Raw genomic sequence first — 19,075 nt, forward strand, 5'->3', positions numbered from 1 at the left:
TCATTCTGCCAAAATTTTGCTGAAAACAAGATGAGCATTAAGATAAAGTTAAGAGCATTATTTTGAATCTATTGATCAATAGATTTTAGGTAAATCTTGGAGAATGGAACCCTAGTATGTCATCAACTCAACAACTTTCTCGTCCAGTACAGATACTCTTTCGTTTATCACCGTTGATGGCAGCGTTGGCTGTATTCATGTCACCAATCACGGCGACTCAAGCAAATGAGCCGAGTCTCAGTGAAAATGCAATACAACAGTTATCTGAGTCAGCTCAAGCACCAAGTTATCGTTTTCATCAAGATCATGTGCTAGGTACATCTTTAGATGTTGTGGTCACTACATCTCAGCAACAAGATGCAGAAAAGGCATTACAAGCGATTCAGACAGAAATTGCTCGACTTGATCAAATTCTTTCAGTTTGGCGTGCTGATAGTGAAATTAGCCAATTAAATCGTGAACACCAAATTTCTGCTTCATCTGAACTTTATGAGGTTGTTGCGGCTTGTGAGCAATGGCGCAGTGCAACATGTGGTGGTTTTGATGCGCGTTTAGGGCAGTTGATTCAGTTGTGGGAACAAAGCAATCAAGTCCAACGCTTGGATGACAATACTCAAGAATCATTACTGCGTCAGTTACAAACGCAAAGTATTGAACTGAATCCTGAAACGAAACAAATTAAAACACCTTCAGCAGTTAAAATTGCACCTGATGCTTATGCCAAAGGTTATGTGATTGACCGTGCTTTGTTGGCAGCAAAACAAGCTGTACCACATTTACAAGGGATTCTGATTGATATTGGCGGTGATATGCGTGTTTGGGGGCAATCACCTCAACAAGCGGGTTGGAAAGTTGGTGTACAAGACCCGAATGAACGTTTTGATAATGTTGCACCAACTCAAGTACTCAACCTTAAAGATCAAGCTGTGGCTTTTAGTGGTCAAGGCTATCGTGGACTCGCAAATCAATCGCATTTGTTAAATCCACATACAGGACAACCGATTCAAAACGTTGAACAATGTGTTGTGGTTGGACAGTGTGCTGCTGATTCAGATGCATTAGCAACCGCATTAACTGCAATGCCTGCACATGAGGGGATGCAACTGATTGAACAACTCGTCGGTTATGAGGCTCAACTTGTTGCAACTGATGGCACACGTTATCAAAGTTCAGGATGGTCATCTTTAATGGATGCCAATCAACCTGGAATGATGCGTCATGTTGCAGCGAATGGTGCAGCAACAGCTTGGCCAAAAGGCTATCAAGCTCAGTTAGAAGTGAATATTCCAAAGATCGCAGTAGACAACTACCGTGCGCCTTATGTCTCGGTTTGGGTAACAGATAGTGATAAAAAGATTGTGCGTACACTGGCTGTCTGGGGTAAAGATGAGAAGTGGATTAACTCTAACTATGTTTGGTGGCGTCGATATGGTCGTCAAATGCCAAACTTAGATGCTGTTGCAAAACCTTCACGTCAACCAGGACAGTATAAGTTGGCTTGGGATGGTAAAGATGAAGCGGGTAAAATAGTGAATGCAGGTAAATATATTATCCATATTGAAACTTCGCGTGAGCATGGTGATCATTCTTATCAAACCATTGAGTTGAATGTCACACCAAAAGCTGCAACACAAACGCTGCCTGCTCAAGCAGAAATTGGTACAGTTAAATTGAATTTCCAACGTGGTGCTTAAGCTTTAGCATCACTCCATCTATGAGGCTAGTCCCTTGTATCAGCGCCGTGATTTTTACCGCCATGCACGTTATGTGCATGGTTGGCTTTCTGCCTTTGCCTTTATCGTTTTGATCTTCTTTGCTGCTACAGGTTTATTTCTCAATAATCCTGATTGGTTTAAATCAAAAAATGCAGAGCAAACGACCACATTCACTTTACCGCCAACCTTGGTTGCGTCTCTGCAAAAACAAGAGAATCCAAGCCAAAGTATTGTGGAATATGTTCGTACAAAACAACCTTTGATTGGTCGTTATAAAAGTAGCGAAGTGATGGATGGTGAAGTCATGATTCGTCTCGAAAGCCCCGCAGGTTCAACCGACTTGTGGGTGTTGCTCGATAATGGTGATGTTGAAATTACACAAAAATCAGCTACTCCTGTTTCACTATTAAATGATCTACATCGTGGCAAAAACGTTGGAACAGCTTGGCATTGGTTAATTGATATCAGTGCAATCATCATTATTTTATTGTCGTTGGCAGGTTATATCCTGTTTCTGACTATTAAAACCCGTTTAGTGACACATCTGCTTTTAACAGCATGTAGTTTATCGGCAATTATTCTGCTCATTTGGTCTGCTATTTAAGGTGAAAGGATGACTCAAGCTGTACTGACGATTATTGTGATATTGGCAATATTATTGAGTCTACATCTTTTTATAATCGTTTGGTTGTTATGGCAACAACGTCATGCGAAGCAAAAAGCCAATCAAGATCATCCTGCTTATTTAGTGGTGTATGCAAGTCAATCAGGTCATGCTGAATCTTGGGCAAAGCATACGGCTGAACAATTGCGTTTAATTGATCATCACACTGCAATTCGAAATATTCAAGAACTGAGTATTGCTGATTTAACCCAACATCAACATATTTTATGGGTGGTGAGTACTTATGGCGAAGGGGATGCACCTGATGCCGCCCAGTCATTTGTCCATAAAATATTGTCCCAATCTTTAGATTTATCGCATTTATCCTTTGCAGTGCTTGCATTGGGTGATCAACGCTATGCGAATTTTTGTCAGTTTGGAAAAACACTAGAACAATGGTTATTGAAGCAGCAAGCTCAGGCTCTATTTTCGACTGTTTGTGTCGATCAGCTTAATAGTCGTGATTTAGAACAATGGTTGCTTGGTCTGGAGCAATTAACCACCACTCAATTTTCAGCGCTATCTCTTGAAAAAGAGCATGTGGAATTAAGATTTGCTCATCGCCAATGTTTGAATAGAGGCAGTATTGGGGAAGCAATTTATAAAATCCAATTGATTCCTGAACAAGATTTGGTTTGGTCATCAGGTGATATTTTAGAAATTCAATGTGAAAATAATACGGCTGATATTCACGATTTTTTAGCAGCACAACAGCAAAAAGATGCAGTGGATTTCATCCCTCAACTACGCCGCTTAAATTTAAGAAAATTACCGCCTAGAGCTTCGCTTTCATTCGCAGAATGGATTGCACAGTTTGAATCATTAGCTCAACGTGAGTATTCGATTGCGAGCTTACCTGAAAATGGTTTAATCGAATTGGTGGTGAGGCAGCAACAGACTGAATCAGGTTTAGGACTAGGTTCAGGTTGGTTGACGGCGGGGTTGGAACACAACCAATCGCTGCAAGCCAATATACGTCATAATCCAAGTTTTCACTTAGTTCATGATGAACGACCGCTGATTTTAATTGGCAATGGTACGGGAATTGCTGGTCTAGTTGCGCATTTACGCCAACGTGAGCATTGGGGATATAAAAATAATTGGCTAATTTTTGGTGAAAGACAGCAGCAGTTTGATCATTTATACCAAACAGAGATTCGATATTGGCAGCAGCATGGTTTTCTGGATCAGGTGGATTATGCTTTTTCACGTGATCAGGCTGAAAAAGTCTATGTGCAAGATTGTCTAAGAACACAATCGGTTCAATTACAGACATGGATTGCACAAGGTGCAGCGATATATGTCTGTGGTAGCTTGCAAGGCATGGCGAGTGGTGTGGATCAAGCACTAAAAGAGATTCTAGGGTATGAACACCTAGAACAGCTTAAACAGGAACAGCGTTATCAACGAGATGTGTATTAAGTCTTGCGATTAATCGAATTAGGCTAAGACTAGTGCTTTAATCTTGTCAGCTTTTTCAAAATGATCAAGCCGATGCTCTATGATCCACCAATGGGCAGCTTCCATTAAGCGTTCAGGATCATCATTTTTATTAGCAAAGAAAGCATAAAAAGAAAGTCCGACGTTATTGCCTTTTTTGCAATTTTTTCATCGCAGACCTGCACGATTTTAGCTTTGAGTTCGGCTCTCATATTATCCTTTATTCATTAAAGAAAATAATATGCAGATCATAGCATTCCCAATATCGAAAATTCTCATAGTTAGATTTTTAATATCTATTTTGAAATCTAAAAAGCCAGCTATTTTTATAACTGGCTTTTGTTGATCAAGAATCAATGCAGTCTTGGTGGGAAAGTTAGAACTTTTTCTCAATAGAGAATTGGAAACTAGGCATGCCTTGGTTTGTTCTTGCTTGATATAAACTACCATCAGATTGGTTGGTCAATCGTTCTTTATAATCTGTGCTTAATACATTGTTCAGATTCAAACTTGCTGCCCAACCATGAGTAAAGCGTTTAGTTGCACTTAGATCTACACCAAATCGTTCATTGGTGGTTCGATCATAAGGTTGATTATCTAAGCCGCGAGTGAATTCAGGGGTATAGCTCACATTGATACTGGTAGAAAGTTGCCAAGGCTTAAAGTTATAAGATAAACCTGCGCTTGCATTATAGGGTGCAACATCACTCACTAAACGTTGATTGTGTTGTTCATCTTCAACTTTGGCACGGATGGTTGATACTTGACCATTCAGCATAAATGAATGACCCGCATCTGTTTGTTTTAACGCATAACGCCCAGAAAGCTCAACGCCGTAAGTTGTTGCTTCATTTTGGTTTTGTGGGCGTTCAACATAGCGAGAGCCTTCAAGGGCAATCACCTTTTCGATGTAATCTTTAATTTCGCGATGATATGCAGTTAAACTCATACCACCATTCGCTGAGTCATATGCCAGTGTTGATTCAGCAGCACGGGTTTTTTCTGGTTTTAAGTTTGGATTTCCACCACGATCTGGATTGTTTAATGAACCAGCATCACTATCTGTAGAAACAGTCACATTAGAAATGAGACGTTCGGTTTTTGGTGTGTTAAATGCTTGGCTGAGATTTGTTTGAATTGACCATTGTTCGGTCAGATCAAAACGATAAGCCAGTACTGGACTCAAATGCTGATCTTGATAATCGACTAGACCTGAGCGATTTAACCATTCTTGGCGCGCACCTAAGGTAATCGTTTGTCGATCTGTAAAATGCCAGCTTCCTTCAGCATATAAAGCATAGCGTTGTTCGTCTAAACTTTCGCTTACATTACTATCTAGATTATTACTACGTAGATCAGCCCCAAATTTAATTTGACGATCTGGGTCTAATTTACGCATACCATCATAAGCTAAACCATATTCATTAATGGTTTCATCCGTGTAAATGGTATTTTGAGGTGAATGTGTCAGTTGAGTTTCTGTTTGGCGTTCAACAGATAATTTGATTTTATCGCTGAGATCTTTGTCTTTGCGTTCATAGCGTGTATTTAAACGGATGCTATCATTTTTATCATCTTGAGTTTGATTTGCTGAGTACCCATCCATTTTAATATTGCGATAGAATAATTCAGCGCTTAACTTTTGTTGATCATCAAGATCATATTGCAAGCGAGGGGCAAACATTTGCATGGTGCGATTGACAGTACGTGCTTGTTCACGTATTCCAGTTGCCGTCTCAGTTTTAGTGAGTGACGTATTATCAATCCACATTTGATTTGCAGATACACTATATGACCATGCATTGTCACGACCATCAGCTTGAATATTAATTTGTTTATTTTCAGATTCTTGCTGATTACTATTGCGTAGACCATAACCTACTTTTACTGAACCACTTATACGATTATCCAGTGGTTCTTTTAAAATAATATTGATCACTGCCGATGATGCAACTGAAGCTTGAGCAACACTTGGTTGTTTAACAATCTCAATACGTTCAATCATTTCAGGGGTAATGGTGTCAATAATAGACATTCCACCACGAGGGCCACCTTGCACTGGTTCACCATTGATTAAGAATGTCGGGCCAGCACCACCACGAAAACGCATTCCAGAAGCACCGCTACCACCACGAGGACCTTGTCCAGGCGTTGGAAGTTGAAAACCTGCCGCACGGCGTAAAGCATCCATGACGGATTGATCGCCATATTGCAGCATTTCATCTCGGGTAATCACTGTCTTTGGAACTGCACTGATGTCATCATCTTTTTGTTTTTGTGGCTCTGCAGACGCTTTAAAAGAAAGAGTAGGTAAAGTTTGAACTACTGGTTCGGCAGATGGAGGCGTTGTGTTGGTATCGGCAGCAAAAATTGAAGAACTTATACTGAGTAATGCCGAACTGAGTGCGCTTAATTTTCCATAGTAGAGAGGATGTTTCATTTTAAATGCCCCAAAAAAGAATCAAATTATTTTGCATGTAGCCTAATGTAAAATTGTGTAGAAAAATGGAATTTAGCTTAAATAAGCCTCAGATTTAAAAAATATTTTTTAATCAGTTATGCGCTATTAAATAGCATGATTTCATAAAAATTGACTGCTAAATAAGCTGAGGCAAAGAATTTATGTAAAATATGATGAAAATAAGAATTATTTTCATTAATATTGTATTGTTTTTTATATTTTAAGTTTTTCTTAATATTTGTCTGATTTTTTGTTTGGAATTTTTATGACATCTCGATATGTTACGCTCTCTCACAAGCCTATTTTTAGATTTAGTGCATTAAGCTTAATGCTCTTACAAGCGCAGTACTTATTTGCCAACGAGAACAATACTCAGGCTGCGGTTATGCCAACCATTAAAATTGAAGCGATGAGTGAGCTTGATCCAATCAAAAGTTACATTGATTATGATCAAGCCAGTGTGACTCGAAATGGACTAAAGAAAAAAGATATTCCTCAAACGATTGATACCATTGATGTTCAGAAATATAAAATCTATGGTGCAAATGATTTAAGTGTCATGTTGCAGGGAACACCTGGTGTATCAACAAGTTATGACATGCGTGGAGATGGTATTAATCTTCGGGGATTTAATGCAGATACTGGCGATATCTATCGTGATGGTATTCGTGAAAGTGGTCAAGTTCGCCGTAGTACTGCAAATATTGAGCGTATTGAAATATTGAAGGGACCATCTTCTGTGCTTTATGGACGTAGTTCAGGCGGTGGGGTGATCAATATGGTCAGTAAATTTGCCAACTTTGACTCTAAAAGCTCAGTTGGTATTTATACGGGTTCGTACGATAACTATGGTACGACTGTTGATTTGAATCAAGTTGTAACGGATAACCTCGCATTACGTTTGACAGGAGAGTATGGCGAATCAGATAGTTTTCGTTCAGGAATTGAAAATAAAATTGAAATGTTGTCACCAAGCTTTACCTATAAAAATGATGAAGGTCTCACTTGGACAATGCAATATACCTACGATAAGTTACATCGAGTGCCTGATCGTGGTCCATCATTTTCTGCCCTTCCTCAAGGCACTTCCATCAAAACAGGTTTCGCACAAGAGGGCGATTATGTAAATGATATTTTACAGGTTGCTCGTTCTGATTTGAATTATGAATTTGCGCCAAAATGGAATTTTCACTGGGCTGTGAGCTACCGAGAGGCTCAACAAAACTTTGATCATTTCTACTTGGGAGGACTTTGCACTACTGAAAATACCGTGATTGCAAATGCGGGTTCATGTAAGGGGCATGTTGGTGAAATTTCGCAAATTTATTATTGGCAGCAAACCAATAACAAAACCACCAGTAACACTTTTGATATACGTGGAGAGTTTGATACAGGTGCTCTCAAACACAACGTATTGGTTGGTGCTGACTGGACATACGAGCAACGAGAACCACTTTTAGCAAACCAAAATAAAAATGGTTCTGCCATATACGGCTATGTAAACCCGTTAACAGGAGATCGAACCAGTTCTAGAGGGACAGGTGATTTAAATATTAGAACCCATAATTACTATCAGAATGAAGCTTATGGTCTATTTGTTCAGGACTTAATAAGTTTCAATGATTATTTTAAAATCATGTTGGGTGGTCGTTATGACTATTTTCAATCCGAAACAACCAATCGTCTGAAGACTAGTGATGCTTTGGATTATCATCGTAGTATCGATGGCGAAAGCTTTAGTCCGAATGTTGGTTTTATTTGGCAACCGATAGAGAGCCAAAGTTTTTATGCTTCCTATAGCAAAAGCTTCGCACCTTTTGGTGGGCGTGTCAGTGTTAATGTGGTCTCTGGAGATAGCAAGTTAAATGCTTTTGATGCCAAGCCACAATATAACGAACAATATGAAATTGGGGTAAAAAGTGATTGGCTTAATGATCGATTGAATACCCAGCTTTCGGTCTATGATATCCGTAAAAATAATATTCGCTACCAACCAGATCCAGACAATAAGCCAAATGATTGGGTTGTTGGGGGACAACATCAGTCTAAAGGTGTGGAGTTTAGTTTTATCGGACGCGCGTTAGATAATCTTTTTGTTCGCGGTGGTTATAGCTATATGGACACTGAGGTGACAAAAGACAATAAGACCGCAAATATTGGTAAGGTGTTGAACAATACACCACGTCATACAGGTAACGTATTCGTGCGTTATTTACCTACAGATAAAATCTATGGTGAAATCGGAGCAACTTATGTCGGTGATGCGAAGATATATTCAAATGGCAGTTTAGATAATAAGCCTATCGATTTTCAAGGATTCACGCGTTTAGATGCTGCAATTGGCTATAGTGCTGATCCATGGAATGTGACTATTGCTGTAAATAACCTAACCAATAAAGACTATTGGCGCTCAGAGTCAATGCCTGGAACACCACGTAATGTTCTAGTTCGATTGAATTATCAGTTTTAAACTTGTTTAGATCGCATATGAGTAAAAGCATCTTTAGTTAAACTAAAGATGCTTTTTTATTTGATTTTTGATAATAATCCATCTTTAATTTTAACAAATGTTATAAAAATACTTAAATTTCGATCTATCTTATTGAATTATATAAAATGGAATTGCTTTAAGAATATAAATAATTTAAGATCTATTTGGGTGAAAAATGTACAAAATCAATTTATAAACAATCATATAATTGTGAATTATTTCTAATTTGTGATTATTTAATGTTAATTAATTCTCATTTTTGTTTATTATTGTTAATATTCAAGAAAAGCATACAATAGAGATAATAATAATGAAGATATTCCTTCCATTGCTTGTTGTTTGTTCGATTGTTGTTTTGGGTTACGCTGCATATGTAGATGCCCAAGATAAAAGACGCCAAGAGCTTACGAAAATTGTAAATGATGCGGAACACAGTTTGCATATGATCCAGAATAATCCTAATTATACCAAGCATACACATTTGTCATCGTATAAGAACAATCAATAGTCATTGATATTAATCAATAATTATTGCAATTCAGTGTATGTGTCTTTCTAGGATGTATGATAACTAGGCTTTTTTTGATTTGAAGCCATCAAGTTTTGCTTAGAATCTGTTAAAATATTTACCATTGAATAAAAAGCTGCATCTCGTTATGCAGCTTTTTACATTTTGATAGCGGGTCAGATTTATACATCTTGTCGGTGTCACAAGCATTCGGCTGGCATAGAGATTGCTTTATCGTTGTGTATGCCATTTCGCAAATTCAAAAAAGATTGAAATGCAAGTGTATAGATTTCAATTCCTAAGATCTCAGATTTTAACAGGTGCTATGTTATGACAACGCCTAATGCTTCGGTTGGTGTTTTAGAACGCTTATTTAAATTAAGTGAGAACAAAACCAACTTCAGAACAGAAGTTCTAGCGGGTGTAACTACATTTTTGACGATGTGTTACATCATTATTGTAAACCCACTTATTCTTTCCGAAACTGGAATGGATCATGGTGCTGTGTTTGTTGCAACCTGTTTAGCTGCTGCTATTGGTTGCTTGGTAATGGGGATTGTTGCCAATTATCCAATCGCACTTGCACCGGGGATGGGCCTAAATGCGTATTTTACCTATTCGGTCTGTTTAGGCATGGGTGTACCTTGGCAGACGGCGCTTGCGGCTGTTTTTGTTTCAGGTTTAGTCTTTTTGGCAATCAGCTTTTTTAAAATTCGTGAAGCAATTGTCAATGCCATTCCTATGTCGCTTAAATTTGCGATTGGTGGCGGTATTGGTTTATTCCTTGCCCTCATTGCGCTTAAAAATGCAGGCATCATTGTAGACAATCCAGCGACTTTAGTTGGTCTGGGAAATATCAAGCAACCTACGGTTTTACTGGCTTTATTTGGCTTTTTAATGATTGTGGTTTTACACCAGTTAAAAGTTCGTGGTGCGATCATCATTAGTATTCTTGCTGTGACTGGAATAGCGACAGCTTTAGGCTTAAATGAATTTAAAGGTGTTGTTGGACAGATTCCATCGATTGCACCCACCTTTATGCAAATGGATTTTGAAGGTCTATTTACTGCAAGTATGGTTGGGGTGATTTTTGTCTTCTTTATTGTCGATTTATTTGATAGTACAGGGACTTTAGTTGGTGTATCGCACCGTGCAGGTTTACTACAAGATGGTAAGTTACCTCGTTTGAAGAAAGCGTTGTTCGCTGATTCAACAGCAATTGTTGCAGGCGCAGCATTAGGTACATCTTCAACCACGCCTTATATTGAATCTGCATCGGGTGTTGCTGCGGGTGGTCGTACGGGTTTGACTGCTGTTGTCGTTGCATTCTTATTTATTGGCTGCTTATTCTTGGCGCCGTTAGCTCAATCTGTTCCAAGTTTTGCAACAGCTCCTGCATTATTATTTATCGGTGTGTTGATGATTCAAGGAATCACACATATTGATTGGGATGATATTACAGAAGCAGTGCCTGCATTTTTAACGATTGTATTTATGCCATTTACGTATTCAATTGCGGATGGTATTGCAATGGGCTTTATCAGTTATGCATTGGTTAAGTTATTTACGGGCAAGGCAAAGACCGTTCCTTATATGGTTTGGATTATTGCTGCACTGTGGGTATTTAAATTTATTGCATTTGGTGGCTAAGCCATTTAAAAGTTATTGATAAAACCTTTAGAGGGTGTACCGAACAGGCAACACCCTTTTTTATTTAGACCTGGAGTTAATATGAATCAAGTCGAGCTGATTCGTGCTTTACCCAAAGCCGAATTGCATGTGCATATTGAAGGGACTTTTGAACCAGAACTGATGTTTGCAATTGCACAGCGTAATCAGATTCAGATTCCTTATCAATCGGTTGAAGAAGTAAAGCAAGCGTATAACTTTCATAATCTTCAATCTTTTTTAGATATTTATTATGCTGGTGCGAACGTGCTGGTGTATGAACAAGATTTTTATGATCTGGCTTGGGCATATTTTGAGAAATGTGCTGAAGATCGTGTCGTGCATACAGAGATGTTCTTCGATCCACAAACACATACTGAGCGTGGGGTTGAATTTGCAACGGTACTGGCAGGTTTAAAGCGAGCTTGTAAAGATGCTCAGGAAAAATTAGGGATTAGTTCTGAATTGATCATGTGCTTCTTGCGTCATTTAAGTGAAGAAAAAGCATTTGAAACACTTGAGCAAGCCTTGCCATTTAAAGATGACATTATTGCAATTGGTTTAGATTCGAGTGAAGTTGGACATCCTCCAGCAAAATTTGAGCGTGTATTTGCTAAAGCCCGTGAAGCTGGTTTCTTGATCGTGGCACATGCGGGTGAAGAAGGCCCACCAGAATATATCTGGGAAGCTTTAGACTTGTTAAAAGTAAACCGTATTGATCATGGTGTGCGTTCTGAAGAAGATGAGCGCTTAATGGCGCGTTTAATCGCTGAGAAAATGCCTTTAACAGTTTGTCCTTTAAGTAACTTAAAGCTTTGTGTTGTAAAAGACATGGGTGAGCACAACATTCGCCGTTTATTACAAAAGGGTGTGCATGTTACTGTAAACTCGGATGATCCTTCATATTTCGGTGGTTATATGAATGATAACTTTGTAGCAATTCAGCAGGCTTTAGATTTATCGAATGATGAGCTTAAGCAACTTGCAATTAACTCTTTTGAGGCGTCCTTTATTTCTGATGACGAGAAACAGAAATGGATTGCGGAAGTGAAAAAGATTTAAATGTAAAAAAACCGCGTTAAGCGGTTTTTTTATGTGTCAGGATTTATTTAGGTTGGCGCAACATACTCAATAAGACATTATCTTTATCAATGATGTGATGTTTTATTGCTGCTAAAGCATGACCAACAATAAGTAAACCTGCAAACCAAGAAAGATAAATGTGTAATGGTTTCACGATTTCAAGCAGGTCAGGATTGTCTTGAACTAAGCGAGGAATTTCAAATAAATATAAAACAGGAGCTGGATGTCCAGCACTCCAACTAAATAAACAGCCTGTAATGGGTAGTGCGAGTAGCATGAGATATAATAAGAAATGCCCAACATGTGCCAATATTTTCATGGTCGGAGACATTGTGTCAGGTAGCTGTGGTGCAGGGTGGGTATAACGCCAAAAAATTCGAATCACAACCAGAAAGATAATGGTGGTCGCTATATTTTTATGTAGTGTAATAACATTCCCTTTAAAGCTTCCATCAACGTCATAGCTGAGAAAATTGCCACTATAAAAGCCGATCAGCCAAGCAGTGATAAAAATAACCGCCATCAGCCAGTGTAAAATTTGCGCTGTGCGTGTGTAATATTGTGCTGAGGTTGACATCGCAACATCCTAGCGGTGAGATATGAGTTTTACAATTTTAAATAGCTCATTTTTCTTCATATACAGCGTATATGTAACAGAGCGTTTTATGCTTGGAACAGTAAGTGGAATGCAACGTCATTGTTATATTATGTAAAGAATCTACACAGTCATTTCTTTCAAGTGATCCTTTAGGCACAATACGCGTGCTAAAATTTTGGATACAGGTTTGAGTTCGTGAAAAAATTATTTTTTATTGTGCCTATGTTATTTGCTTTAAATGGTTGTGTTGCGCCAAATACTAATAATTCCACTGCAACAACATCTCAGCAGTTGGGTGTGACGGCATTAAAAATTGCAGTGAATGCGAAATGTATTAATGAAATACATACATTACCCGCATGGAAAACAGCAACTCGTTTAATGACATCTGAGCAACGTGAAAACATTCAGACGAATGTATGTGGCTGTGTTAGTGAAAAAGCACCAAATAGTGTAACGACGATTGAATTGGCAACAGCTGCGATTGATCCTACGGCACGTGCAACGATTGTGAATCAAGTTGTTTCTAAAACAGTAAATGCCTGTGTCGCAGAGGTGTTGAGAAAATAATGAGTTTAGAGATAAGACTGGTGATTAAATTGGTCTTATTTCAATTGATCGCAATAAGGTTATGTTTATTTTGTAAACTTTAATTATGTTATCTGAAATGTAGAATAAGATTTAAAACTCATTATAAATAATACAATAAGGTGAGTGCATGTATAACCATAAATTTTTTTTGCTTTAGTTTTGACTTTTATCTCATCATTATGTGTAGCGCAAAATGCCGAGCAACATAGTTCCCACATGGTAAATTCAGCCATTCAAGTTGCTGCCCAAACAAAATGTAAACATGATCTTGATGATTCCGCGGATTGGAAAGTTGCGAGTAAATTAATGACCAAGAACCAAAAACAACAGAAAAAAAAGCAAATTTGTAAATGTATTGGTAAAAATGCACCTACTGTATTATCTCCATCAGAGCTTGCTTTAGCGGCAGTGGATTCAAAAGCTAGAACAGCATTAACAGGCGTTGCTGTCGCAAAAACGATGAACGCTTGTGTATCAGAAGTGATAAAATAGAACAGTTTAAATAAGTTGTAATTAGTTGCTCTGAAGCAGCTGATCTTTGTGAGTAATATCATGTTTGTTGCTGGTGTAGATGAAGCAGGGCGTGGGCCTTTGGTAGGTTCAGTTGTTGCTGCTGCGGTAATTTTAGATCCCAATAATCCGATTGAGGGTTTAAATGATTCTAAAAAATTAACTGAAAAGAAACGTGAAAAACTTTTCTTAGAAATTCAAGAGAAAGCCTTAGCTTGGTCAATTGCAGAAGCTTCTCACGCAGAAATTGACGAAATTAATATTTTACAGGCAACTTTTTTAGCCATGCGTCGTGCTGTAGATGCTTTAAACATTTTGCCTGAAAAAGTGATTGTTGATGGCAACCAAATTCCGAAAGGAATTGAAATATCGTGTGAAGCGATTGTTGGTGGGGATGCAAGCCATGCTGAGATTAGTGCAGCAAGTATCTTGGCTAAAGTAACACGTGACCGTCAAATGCATGAACTAGATCAGCAATACCCTAATTATGGTTTTGCAAAACATAAAGGCTATCCAACTAAAGCACATTTTGAAGCAATTGCAGCGTATGGCGTGATTGATCAACATCGTCGTAGTTATGCGCCAGTAAAAAAAGCACTGGGTTTATAAATATATAATTGAGTCTCCATAAACAATTAAAGCGACTAAAGATTAGTCGCTTTAATTGTTAGAGAAGAATTCTGTACATTAACGATTGAAGTTATTATGTCGAGTGAAATCGTTATTATCTTCTTCAAAAGAAAGTTGATAATCTTGATCAAGATGTTGTAAATGCTCATGCATAGCACGTTCATGTTGGATACGTTGGTAAATTTCCTCACGATGCACGGAAACTTCTTTTGGAGCATTTACACCAATACGCACCTGATTACCTTTTACGCCAAGCACAGTAACACTGACTTGATCCCCAATCATTAATGTTTCTCCGACACGACGGGTCAGAATCAGCATGTTTATCTCCTTGCTAAACGCTTAAACTTGCGACAGGGAATTCATTGTTTGAAAGCACAGCCTTAATATACAGAAAATTCTAACAGAAATATGTAAAAAACAGCTTTTTTTCGTAAGTTCTGCCAAGTTCTTCTGAAAAACCTCACAACTTAATATAACAGAGCCACTGTAATAAAAACTATAGTGGCTCTGTATTTTTTACTATTTACTTGAAAGTAAATATGCTTATTGTGCTATGAATTAAGCACGTGCGCTGCTTTCGCCATGTTCACGGTCTAAACCAAAAGCAGTATGTAGGCAACGTACAGCAAGCTCTAGGTAGTTTTCTTCAATGATGACAGAAATCTTAATTTCTGAAGTAGAAATCATGAGGATATTAATGCTTTCATCTGCAAGAGCTGTAAACATTTTGCTTGCTACACCAGCATGTGAGCGCATACCTACACCAACAATAGACACTTTTACGATGTCATCGCGAGTGACAACTTCACAGCCTTCTATGCTGCTTGCTGTTTGATCCAAGATTGCTTTAGCTTTAGCAAGATCATTGCGATTTACAGTAAAGGTAAAATCAGTAGTACCATCTTCTTCAACATTTTGGATAATCATATCCACTTCAATGTTGGCATCACTAATCGGTGATAAGATTTTAGAGGCAATGCCCGGTTCATCTGGAACACCCAAAATCGTTAATTTTGCTTCGTCACGGTTAAATGCAATGCCTGCAATAATTGGTTGTTCCATGTCGTCTTCTGCCTCAGTCGTGATTAGTGTGCCTACGTTTTGTTTGAAATCTTCATCAAATGCGCCGTCATTGTCATTATCAAAGCTTGATAATACACGTAATGGAACCTGATATTTGCCTGCGAATTCAACCGAACGAATTTGTAAAACTTTTGAACCTAAAGATGCCATTTCAAGCATTTCTTCAAAAGAGATACGGTCAACTTTTTTCGCTTTAGGTGCTACACGAGGATCAGTGGTATAAACACCATCCACATCTGTATAAATTTGGCATTCATCTGCTTTTAAAGCGGCTGCAAGTGCTACGCCAGAGGTATCTGAACCACCACGACCTAATGTTGTGATATTACCTTCAGCATCAAAACCTTGGAAACCAGCGACAACAATCACACGACCAGCGTCTAAATCATTGGTCATTACATCAGTATCAATTGATTCGATACGTGCTTTGGTAAACGCGCTGTCAGTTTTAATCCCAACTTGACGTCCAGTGTATGATTTAGCTTCTACACCAATTGAATTCAGTGCCATAGCTAACATGGAAATCGTTACTTGTTCACCCGTAGACACCATTTGATCAAGTTCACGTGGGTTAGGGGTGCTAGTAATGGCTTTAGCAAGCGCAAGTAAGCGGTTGGTTTCACCACTCATTGCCGATACAACCACGACCACTTTGTGACCATGATCATGCCAACGCTTGACACGATGAGCAACATTTAAAATGCGCTCAGGAGTACCCATAGAGGTACCGCCATATTTTTGAACGATTAATGCCATAGTTGTTCCATATAAGCCATGACCCTGAGAGGCATCAGGGTCAGTTACACAAAAGTGAAGTTGTTATTATTGCTCAAGCCAAGCAGGCAATGCTGCAATCACTTGATCAAACTTCTCGTTAAGTGGCGCGCCACCTTGTGCTAAGTCAGGTTTACCACCACCTTTGCCACCAAGCTCTTGAGCTAAATGTTTGATGATGTCACCTGCTTTTAGAGTTGCAGCGTATTGTTTAGCGACGGATGCGATTAAACTCACTTTATCACCTTCAACACCAGCTAAAATAATGACTGCATCTTCCAATTTTGATTTTACGCTGTCATGAAGATTGCGTAATGATTTGGCATCTAAACCTTTTACCGATGTGATAAGCGTTTGACGACCCGCAATTTCTTTCACTTGATCTAAAAGCTCAGCCGCTTGGAAGCTGGCTAATTTTTGATTCAATTGTTCGATTTGCTTTTGTAGGCTAGAAGCAGTTTCAACAATTGCTTCAACTTTCTCTACAGTTTGGTCTTTTTGCGCTTTCAACAAACCGTTAATGATTTGGATATCTGTTTCTGCTTTTTGAACTGTTTCAAGTGCTTTCGTACCCGTCACGGCTTCAATACGGCGAACGCCCGCAGCGACACCACCTTCAGAAGTGATTTTGAATAAACCAATGTCACCTGTACGTTTAACGTGAATCCCACCACACAGTTCGATTGAGAAGTTTTTATCTTCAATCACTGAACCCATAGACAGTACGCGAACTTCTTCACCATACTTTTCACCGAACAGCATCATCGCGCCTTTCGTTTTAGCTGATTCAATATCGAGCAGTTCAGTTGTTACAGGAGTGTTGGCAATCACTTCGGCATTGACTAAACGTTCAATCTGTTGCAATTGTTCAAATGAAACAGGTTGGTCATTGGCAAAGTCGAAACGTAAAATATCGCTTGCAACCAAAGAACCTTTTTGCTGAACGTGATCACCTAAGATTTGACGTAAAGCTGCATGGAGAAGGTGAGTGGCAGAGTGGTTGCGCGCTGTTGCAGCACGAATATCCGCTTTAACGGTTGCTTCAACATTCTGAGTTGCTTTGAGGCTACCCATGGTCACGAGACCTTGGTGTACAAAAGCACCACCAGATTTTTTGGTATCTTGAACTTCGAAAATACCTGTATCGTTTTTGAAAATACCTGTATCACCGATTTGACCACCGCTTTCTGCATAGAAAGGGGTTTGGTTCAATACGATGAGTGCTTCGTCACCTTCGTTGATTTCATCAACCTGAACGCCATCTTTATAGATTGCAACAATTTGACCTTGGCCTTGAGTTGCATCATAGCCATCAAATTGAGTTTCACCTTCAACTTTAACAATGCTGTTGTAATCAACTGCAAACTTACCTGCATCACGTGCACGTTGACGCTGAGCAGCCATTTCAACTTCGAAGCCAGCTTCGTCAATCGTAAGATCACGCTCACGTGCGATATCAGCAGTTAAGTCAGTCGGGAAACCATATGTATCATAAAGTTTAAATACAGTTTCACCAGCAATCACATTACCTTTAAGTTGAGCCAATTCACCTTCAAGTAATTTCAAGCCTTGTTCAAGTGTTTTAGCAAATTGCTCTTCTTCTTTAAGCAATTGTGCTTCAATGCGTGCTTGCTGTGCAGCAAGTTCAGGATATGCTTCACCCATGACTTCAATCAGAGGTTGTAACATTTTGTAGAAGAATGAACCAGTCGCACCGAGCTTGTTACCATGACGCACTGCACGACGAATGATACGACGTAACACATAACCACGGCCTTCATTTGAAGGGTTTACACCGTCAGCAATCAAGAATGAGCATGAACGTGCATGATCTGCTATCACTTTTAAAGAAGCTGGGTATTCAACTGGTTTATTTTGACCTTGCGCTTCAGCCTCAATTGCAGTGGTATCTAAACCAATGATTTCAGCAGCTGCTTTTAATAAGTGTTGGAACAGGTCAATTTCGTAGTTTGAATTTACATGTTGCAATACAGCAGAAATACGCTCCAAGCCCATACCTGTATCTACAGATGGTGCTGGAAGAGGGTGCATTACACCATCCGCAGTACGGTTAAACTGCATGAAAACGTTGTTCCAGATTTCGATGAAACGGTCGCCATCTTCTTCAGGTGAACCTGGTAAACCACCCCAGATATGATCGCCATGATCATAGAAGATTTCAGAGCATGGACCACAAGGACCTGTATCGCCCATTGCCCAGAAGTTATCAGATGCGTATTTGCCACCTTTGTTATCGCCAATACGAATGATACGTTCAGCATCGATTCCGATTTCTTTGTTCCAGATATCAAATGCTTCATCATCGGTATGATAAACCGTGACATATAAACGATCTTTCGGTAAGCCTAACCATTGTTCGCTGGTTAAAAATTCCCAAGCAAATTTCAGTGCATTTTGTTTGAAATAATCACCGAAAGAGAAGTTACCTAACATTTCAAAGAAAGTATGATGACGTGCGGTATAACCTACGTTGTCGAGGTCATTGTGTTTACCGCCTGCACGCACACATTTTTGTGATGAAACAGCACGTACATAATCGCGCTTTTCTAAACCTAAGAAACAGTCTTTAAACTGGTTCATACCAGCATTGGTAAATAGCAAAGTTGGGTCGTTGGCAGGAACGAGAGAACTCGAAGCAACACGTGTATGCCCTTGCGATTCGAAGTAACGCAAAAATGCTTCACGGATTTCAGCGGATGTCATAAAACGAGTACTCACAACCAAGCGTCCATAATTTTAAAAAGTGCTAAATTATAACGGAAAATACCAGTCCAACCAACGATTTTACAAGCAATATCATATAAAACTGTGTTTAAGCTAAAAATCTATATTCAA

The 19,075-nt window shown here is 38.9% G+C and carries 15 protein-coding genes and 1 pseudogene; 10 read left to right on the forward strand and 6 right to left on the reverse strand.

Annotated elements, in window-relative coordinates; genetic code table 11:
• Positions 1-116 precede the first annotated feature (116 nt).
• From O1450_RS05605 to O1450_RS05615, 3 genes are read left to right on the forward strand one after another with little or no spacing between them, the layout of a single operon-like run.
• Positions 117-1,694 (forward strand): DUF2271 domain-containing protein, encoded by a 1,578-nt coding sequence (locus O1450_RS05605; protein WP_269230011.1) that lies wholly within the window; start codon positions 117-119, stop codon positions 1,692-1,694.
• A gap of 34 nt (positions 1,695-1,728) precedes the next feature.
• Positions 1,729-2,319, forward strand: a complete 591-nt coding sequence (locus tag O1450_RS05610) for a PepSY-associated TM helix domain-containing protein (RefSeq protein WP_269230012.1) — start codon at positions 1,729-1,731, stop codon at positions 2,317-2,319.
• A 9-nt stretch (positions 2,320-2,328) separates the two neighbouring features.
• Complete coding sequence (locus O1450_RS05615) at positions 2,329-3,801, forward strand: sulfite reductase subunit alpha (protein ID WP_269230013.1); 1,473 nt, start codon at positions 2,329-2,331, stop codon at positions 3,799-3,801.
• Positions 3,802-3,819: 18 nt separating this feature from the next.
• On the opposite strand, the pseudogene O1450_RS05620 reads toward O1450_RS05615, so the two are convergent.
• Both O1450_RS05620 and O1450_RS05625 read right to left on the reverse strand, forming a co-directional pair.
• Positions 3,820-4,031, reverse strand: a pseudogene (locus O1450_RS05620) (DUF6500 family protein).
• Between the two features lie 164 nt (positions 4,032-4,195).
• A complete protein-coding gene (locus tag O1450_RS05625) occupies positions 4,196-6,259 on the reverse strand; it encodes a TonB-dependent receptor plug domain-containing protein (RefSeq protein WP_269230014.1) in 2,064 nt (687 codons plus the stop codon).
• A 286-nt stretch (positions 6,260-6,545) separates the two neighbouring features.
• On the opposite strand from O1450_RS05625, the gene O1450_RS05630 reads away from it, so the two are divergent.
• The 4 genes from O1450_RS05630 to O1450_RS05645 all read left to right on the forward strand — a co-directional run bounded on the left by O1450_RS05630 (position 6,546) and on the right by O1450_RS05645 (position 12,009).
• Positions 6,546-8,750, forward strand: coding sequence for a TonB-dependent receptor (locus O1450_RS05630; protein WP_269230015.1), 2,205 nt, complete (start codon positions 6,546-6,548; stop codon positions 8,748-8,750).
• 331 nt (positions 8,751-9,081) lie between these two features.
• Complete coding sequence (locus O1450_RS05635) at positions 9,082-9,279, forward strand: hypothetical protein (RefSeq protein ID WP_269230016.1); 198 nt, start codon at positions 9,082-9,084, stop codon at positions 9,277-9,279.
• A 330-nt stretch (positions 9,280-9,609) separates the two neighbouring features.
• Positions 9,610-10,929: an NCS2 family permease gene (locus tag O1450_RS05640; protein ID WP_269230017.1), complete on the forward strand. Its 1,320-nt coding sequence runs from the start codon at positions 9,610-9,612 to the stop codon at positions 10,927-10,929.
• A gap of 81 nt (positions 10,930-11,010) precedes the next feature.
• On the forward strand, positions 11,011-12,009 hold the full coding sequence (locus O1450_RS05645) for an adenosine deaminase (RefSeq protein WP_269230018.1): 999 nt from the start codon (positions 11,011-11,013) through the stop codon (positions 12,007-12,009).
• Between the two features lie 43 nt (positions 12,010-12,052).
• Here the strand turns inward: O1450_RS05645 and O1450_RS05650 are convergent, their stop codons facing one another.
• Positions 12,053-12,607, reverse strand: a complete 555-nt coding sequence (locus tag O1450_RS05650; RefSeq protein ID WP_269230019.1) for a cytochrome b — start codon at positions 12,605-12,607, stop codon at positions 12,053-12,055.
• A gap of 216 nt (positions 12,608-12,823) precedes the next feature.
• Between O1450_RS05650 and O1450_RS05655 the strand changes: the two genes are divergently transcribed.
• The 3 genes from O1450_RS05655 (at position 12,824) to rnhB (ending at position 14,338) form a co-directional block, all read left to right on the forward strand.
• Positions 12,824-13,198, forward strand: coding sequence for a hypothetical protein (locus O1450_RS05655; protein ID WP_269230020.1), 375 nt, complete (start codon positions 12,824-12,826; stop codon positions 13,196-13,198).
• A 237-nt stretch (positions 13,199-13,435) separates the two neighbouring features.
• Complete coding sequence (locus tag O1450_RS05660) at positions 13,436-13,711, forward strand: hypothetical protein (RefSeq protein ID WP_269230021.1); 276 nt, start codon at positions 13,436-13,438, stop codon at positions 13,709-13,711.
• 60 nt (positions 13,712-13,771) lie between these two features.
• On the forward strand, positions 13,772-14,338 hold the full coding sequence (gene rnhB, locus O1450_RS05665; protein WP_269230427.1) for a ribonuclease HII: 567 nt from the start codon (positions 13,772-13,774) through the stop codon (positions 14,336-14,338).
• Between the two features lie 78 nt (positions 14,339-14,416).
• On the opposite strand, the gene csrA is transcribed toward rnhB, so the two are convergent.
• The 3 genes from csrA to alaS all read right to left on the reverse strand — a co-directional run bounded on the left by csrA (position 14,417) and on the right by alaS (position 18,958).
• Entirely contained in the window at positions 14,417-14,680 is a 264-nt protein-coding gene (gene csrA, locus O1450_RS05670; RefSeq protein ID WP_004661337.1) for a carbon storage regulator CsrA, read from the reverse strand.
• A 240-nt stretch (positions 14,681-14,920) separates the two neighbouring features.
• Positions 14,921-16,201, reverse strand: coding sequence for an aspartate kinase (locus O1450_RS05675; protein WP_269230022.1), 1,281 nt, complete (start codon positions 16,199-16,201; stop codon positions 14,921-14,923).
• Positions 16,202-16,267: 66 nt separating this feature from the next.
• Positions 16,268-18,958 carry an alanine--tRNA ligase gene (alaS, locus tag O1450_RS05680; RefSeq protein ID WP_269230023.1) on the reverse strand — a complete coding sequence of 897 codons (2,691 nt, stop codon included), beginning with the start codon at positions 18,956-18,958 and terminating at the stop codon, positions 16,268-16,270.
• Positions 18,959-19,075: the final 117 nt, after the last annotated feature.

The organism is Acinetobacter sp. TR11, from assembly GCF_027105035.1.
GTDB lineage: Bacteria > Pseudomonadota > Gammaproteobacteria > Pseudomonadales > Moraxellaceae > Acinetobacter.

What these genes read in the sequence shown, in the direction of transcription:
- O1450_RS05605 (WP_269230011.1), top strand. Translation starts at nt 117, where the DNA reads ATGTCATCAACTCAACAACTTTCTCGTCCAGTACAGATACTCTTTCGT.
- O1450_RS05615 (WP_269230013.1), top strand. Translation starts at nt 2,329, where the DNA reads ATGACTCAAGCTGTACTGACGATTATTGTGATATTGGCAATATTATTG.
- O1450_RS05625 (WP_269230014.1), bottom strand. Translation starts at nt 6,259, where the DNA reads ATGAAACATCCTCTCTACTATGGAAAATTAAGCGCACTCAGTTCGGCA.
- O1450_RS05630 (WP_269230015.1), top strand. Translation starts at nt 6,546, where the DNA reads ATGACATCTCGATATGTTACGCTCTCTCACAAGCCTATTTTTAGATTT.
- O1450_RS05635 (WP_269230016.1), top strand. Translation starts at nt 9,082, where the DNA reads ATGAAGATATTCCTTCCATTGCTTGTTGTTTGTTCGATTGTTGTTTTG.
- O1450_RS05640 (WP_269230017.1), top strand. Translation starts at nt 9,610, where the DNA reads ATGACAACGCCTAATGCTTCGGTTGGTGTTTTAGAACGCTTATTTAAA.
- O1450_RS05645 (WP_269230018.1), top strand. Translation starts at nt 11,011, where the DNA reads ATGAATCAAGTCGAGCTGATTCGTGCTTTACCCAAAGCCGAATTGCAT.
- O1450_RS05650 (WP_269230019.1), bottom strand. Translation starts at nt 12,607, where the DNA reads ATGTCAACCTCAGCACAATATTACACACGCACAGCGCAAATTTTACAC.
- O1450_RS05660 (WP_269230021.1), top strand. Translation starts at nt 13,436, where the DNA reads ATGGTAAATTCAGCCATTCAAGTTGCTGCCCAAACAAAATGTAAACAT.
- rnhB (WP_269230427.1), top strand. Translation starts at nt 13,772, where the DNA reads ATGTTTGTTGCTGGTGTAGATGAAGCAGGGCGTGGGCCTTTGGTAGGT.
- csrA (WP_004661337.1), bottom strand. Translation starts at nt 14,680, where the DNA reads ATGCTGATTCTGACCCGTCGTGTCGGAGAAACATTAATGATTGGGGAT.
- O1450_RS05675 (WP_269230022.1), bottom strand. Translation starts at nt 16,201, where the DNA reads ATGGCATTAATCGTTCAAAAATATGGCGGTACCTCTATGGGTACTCCT.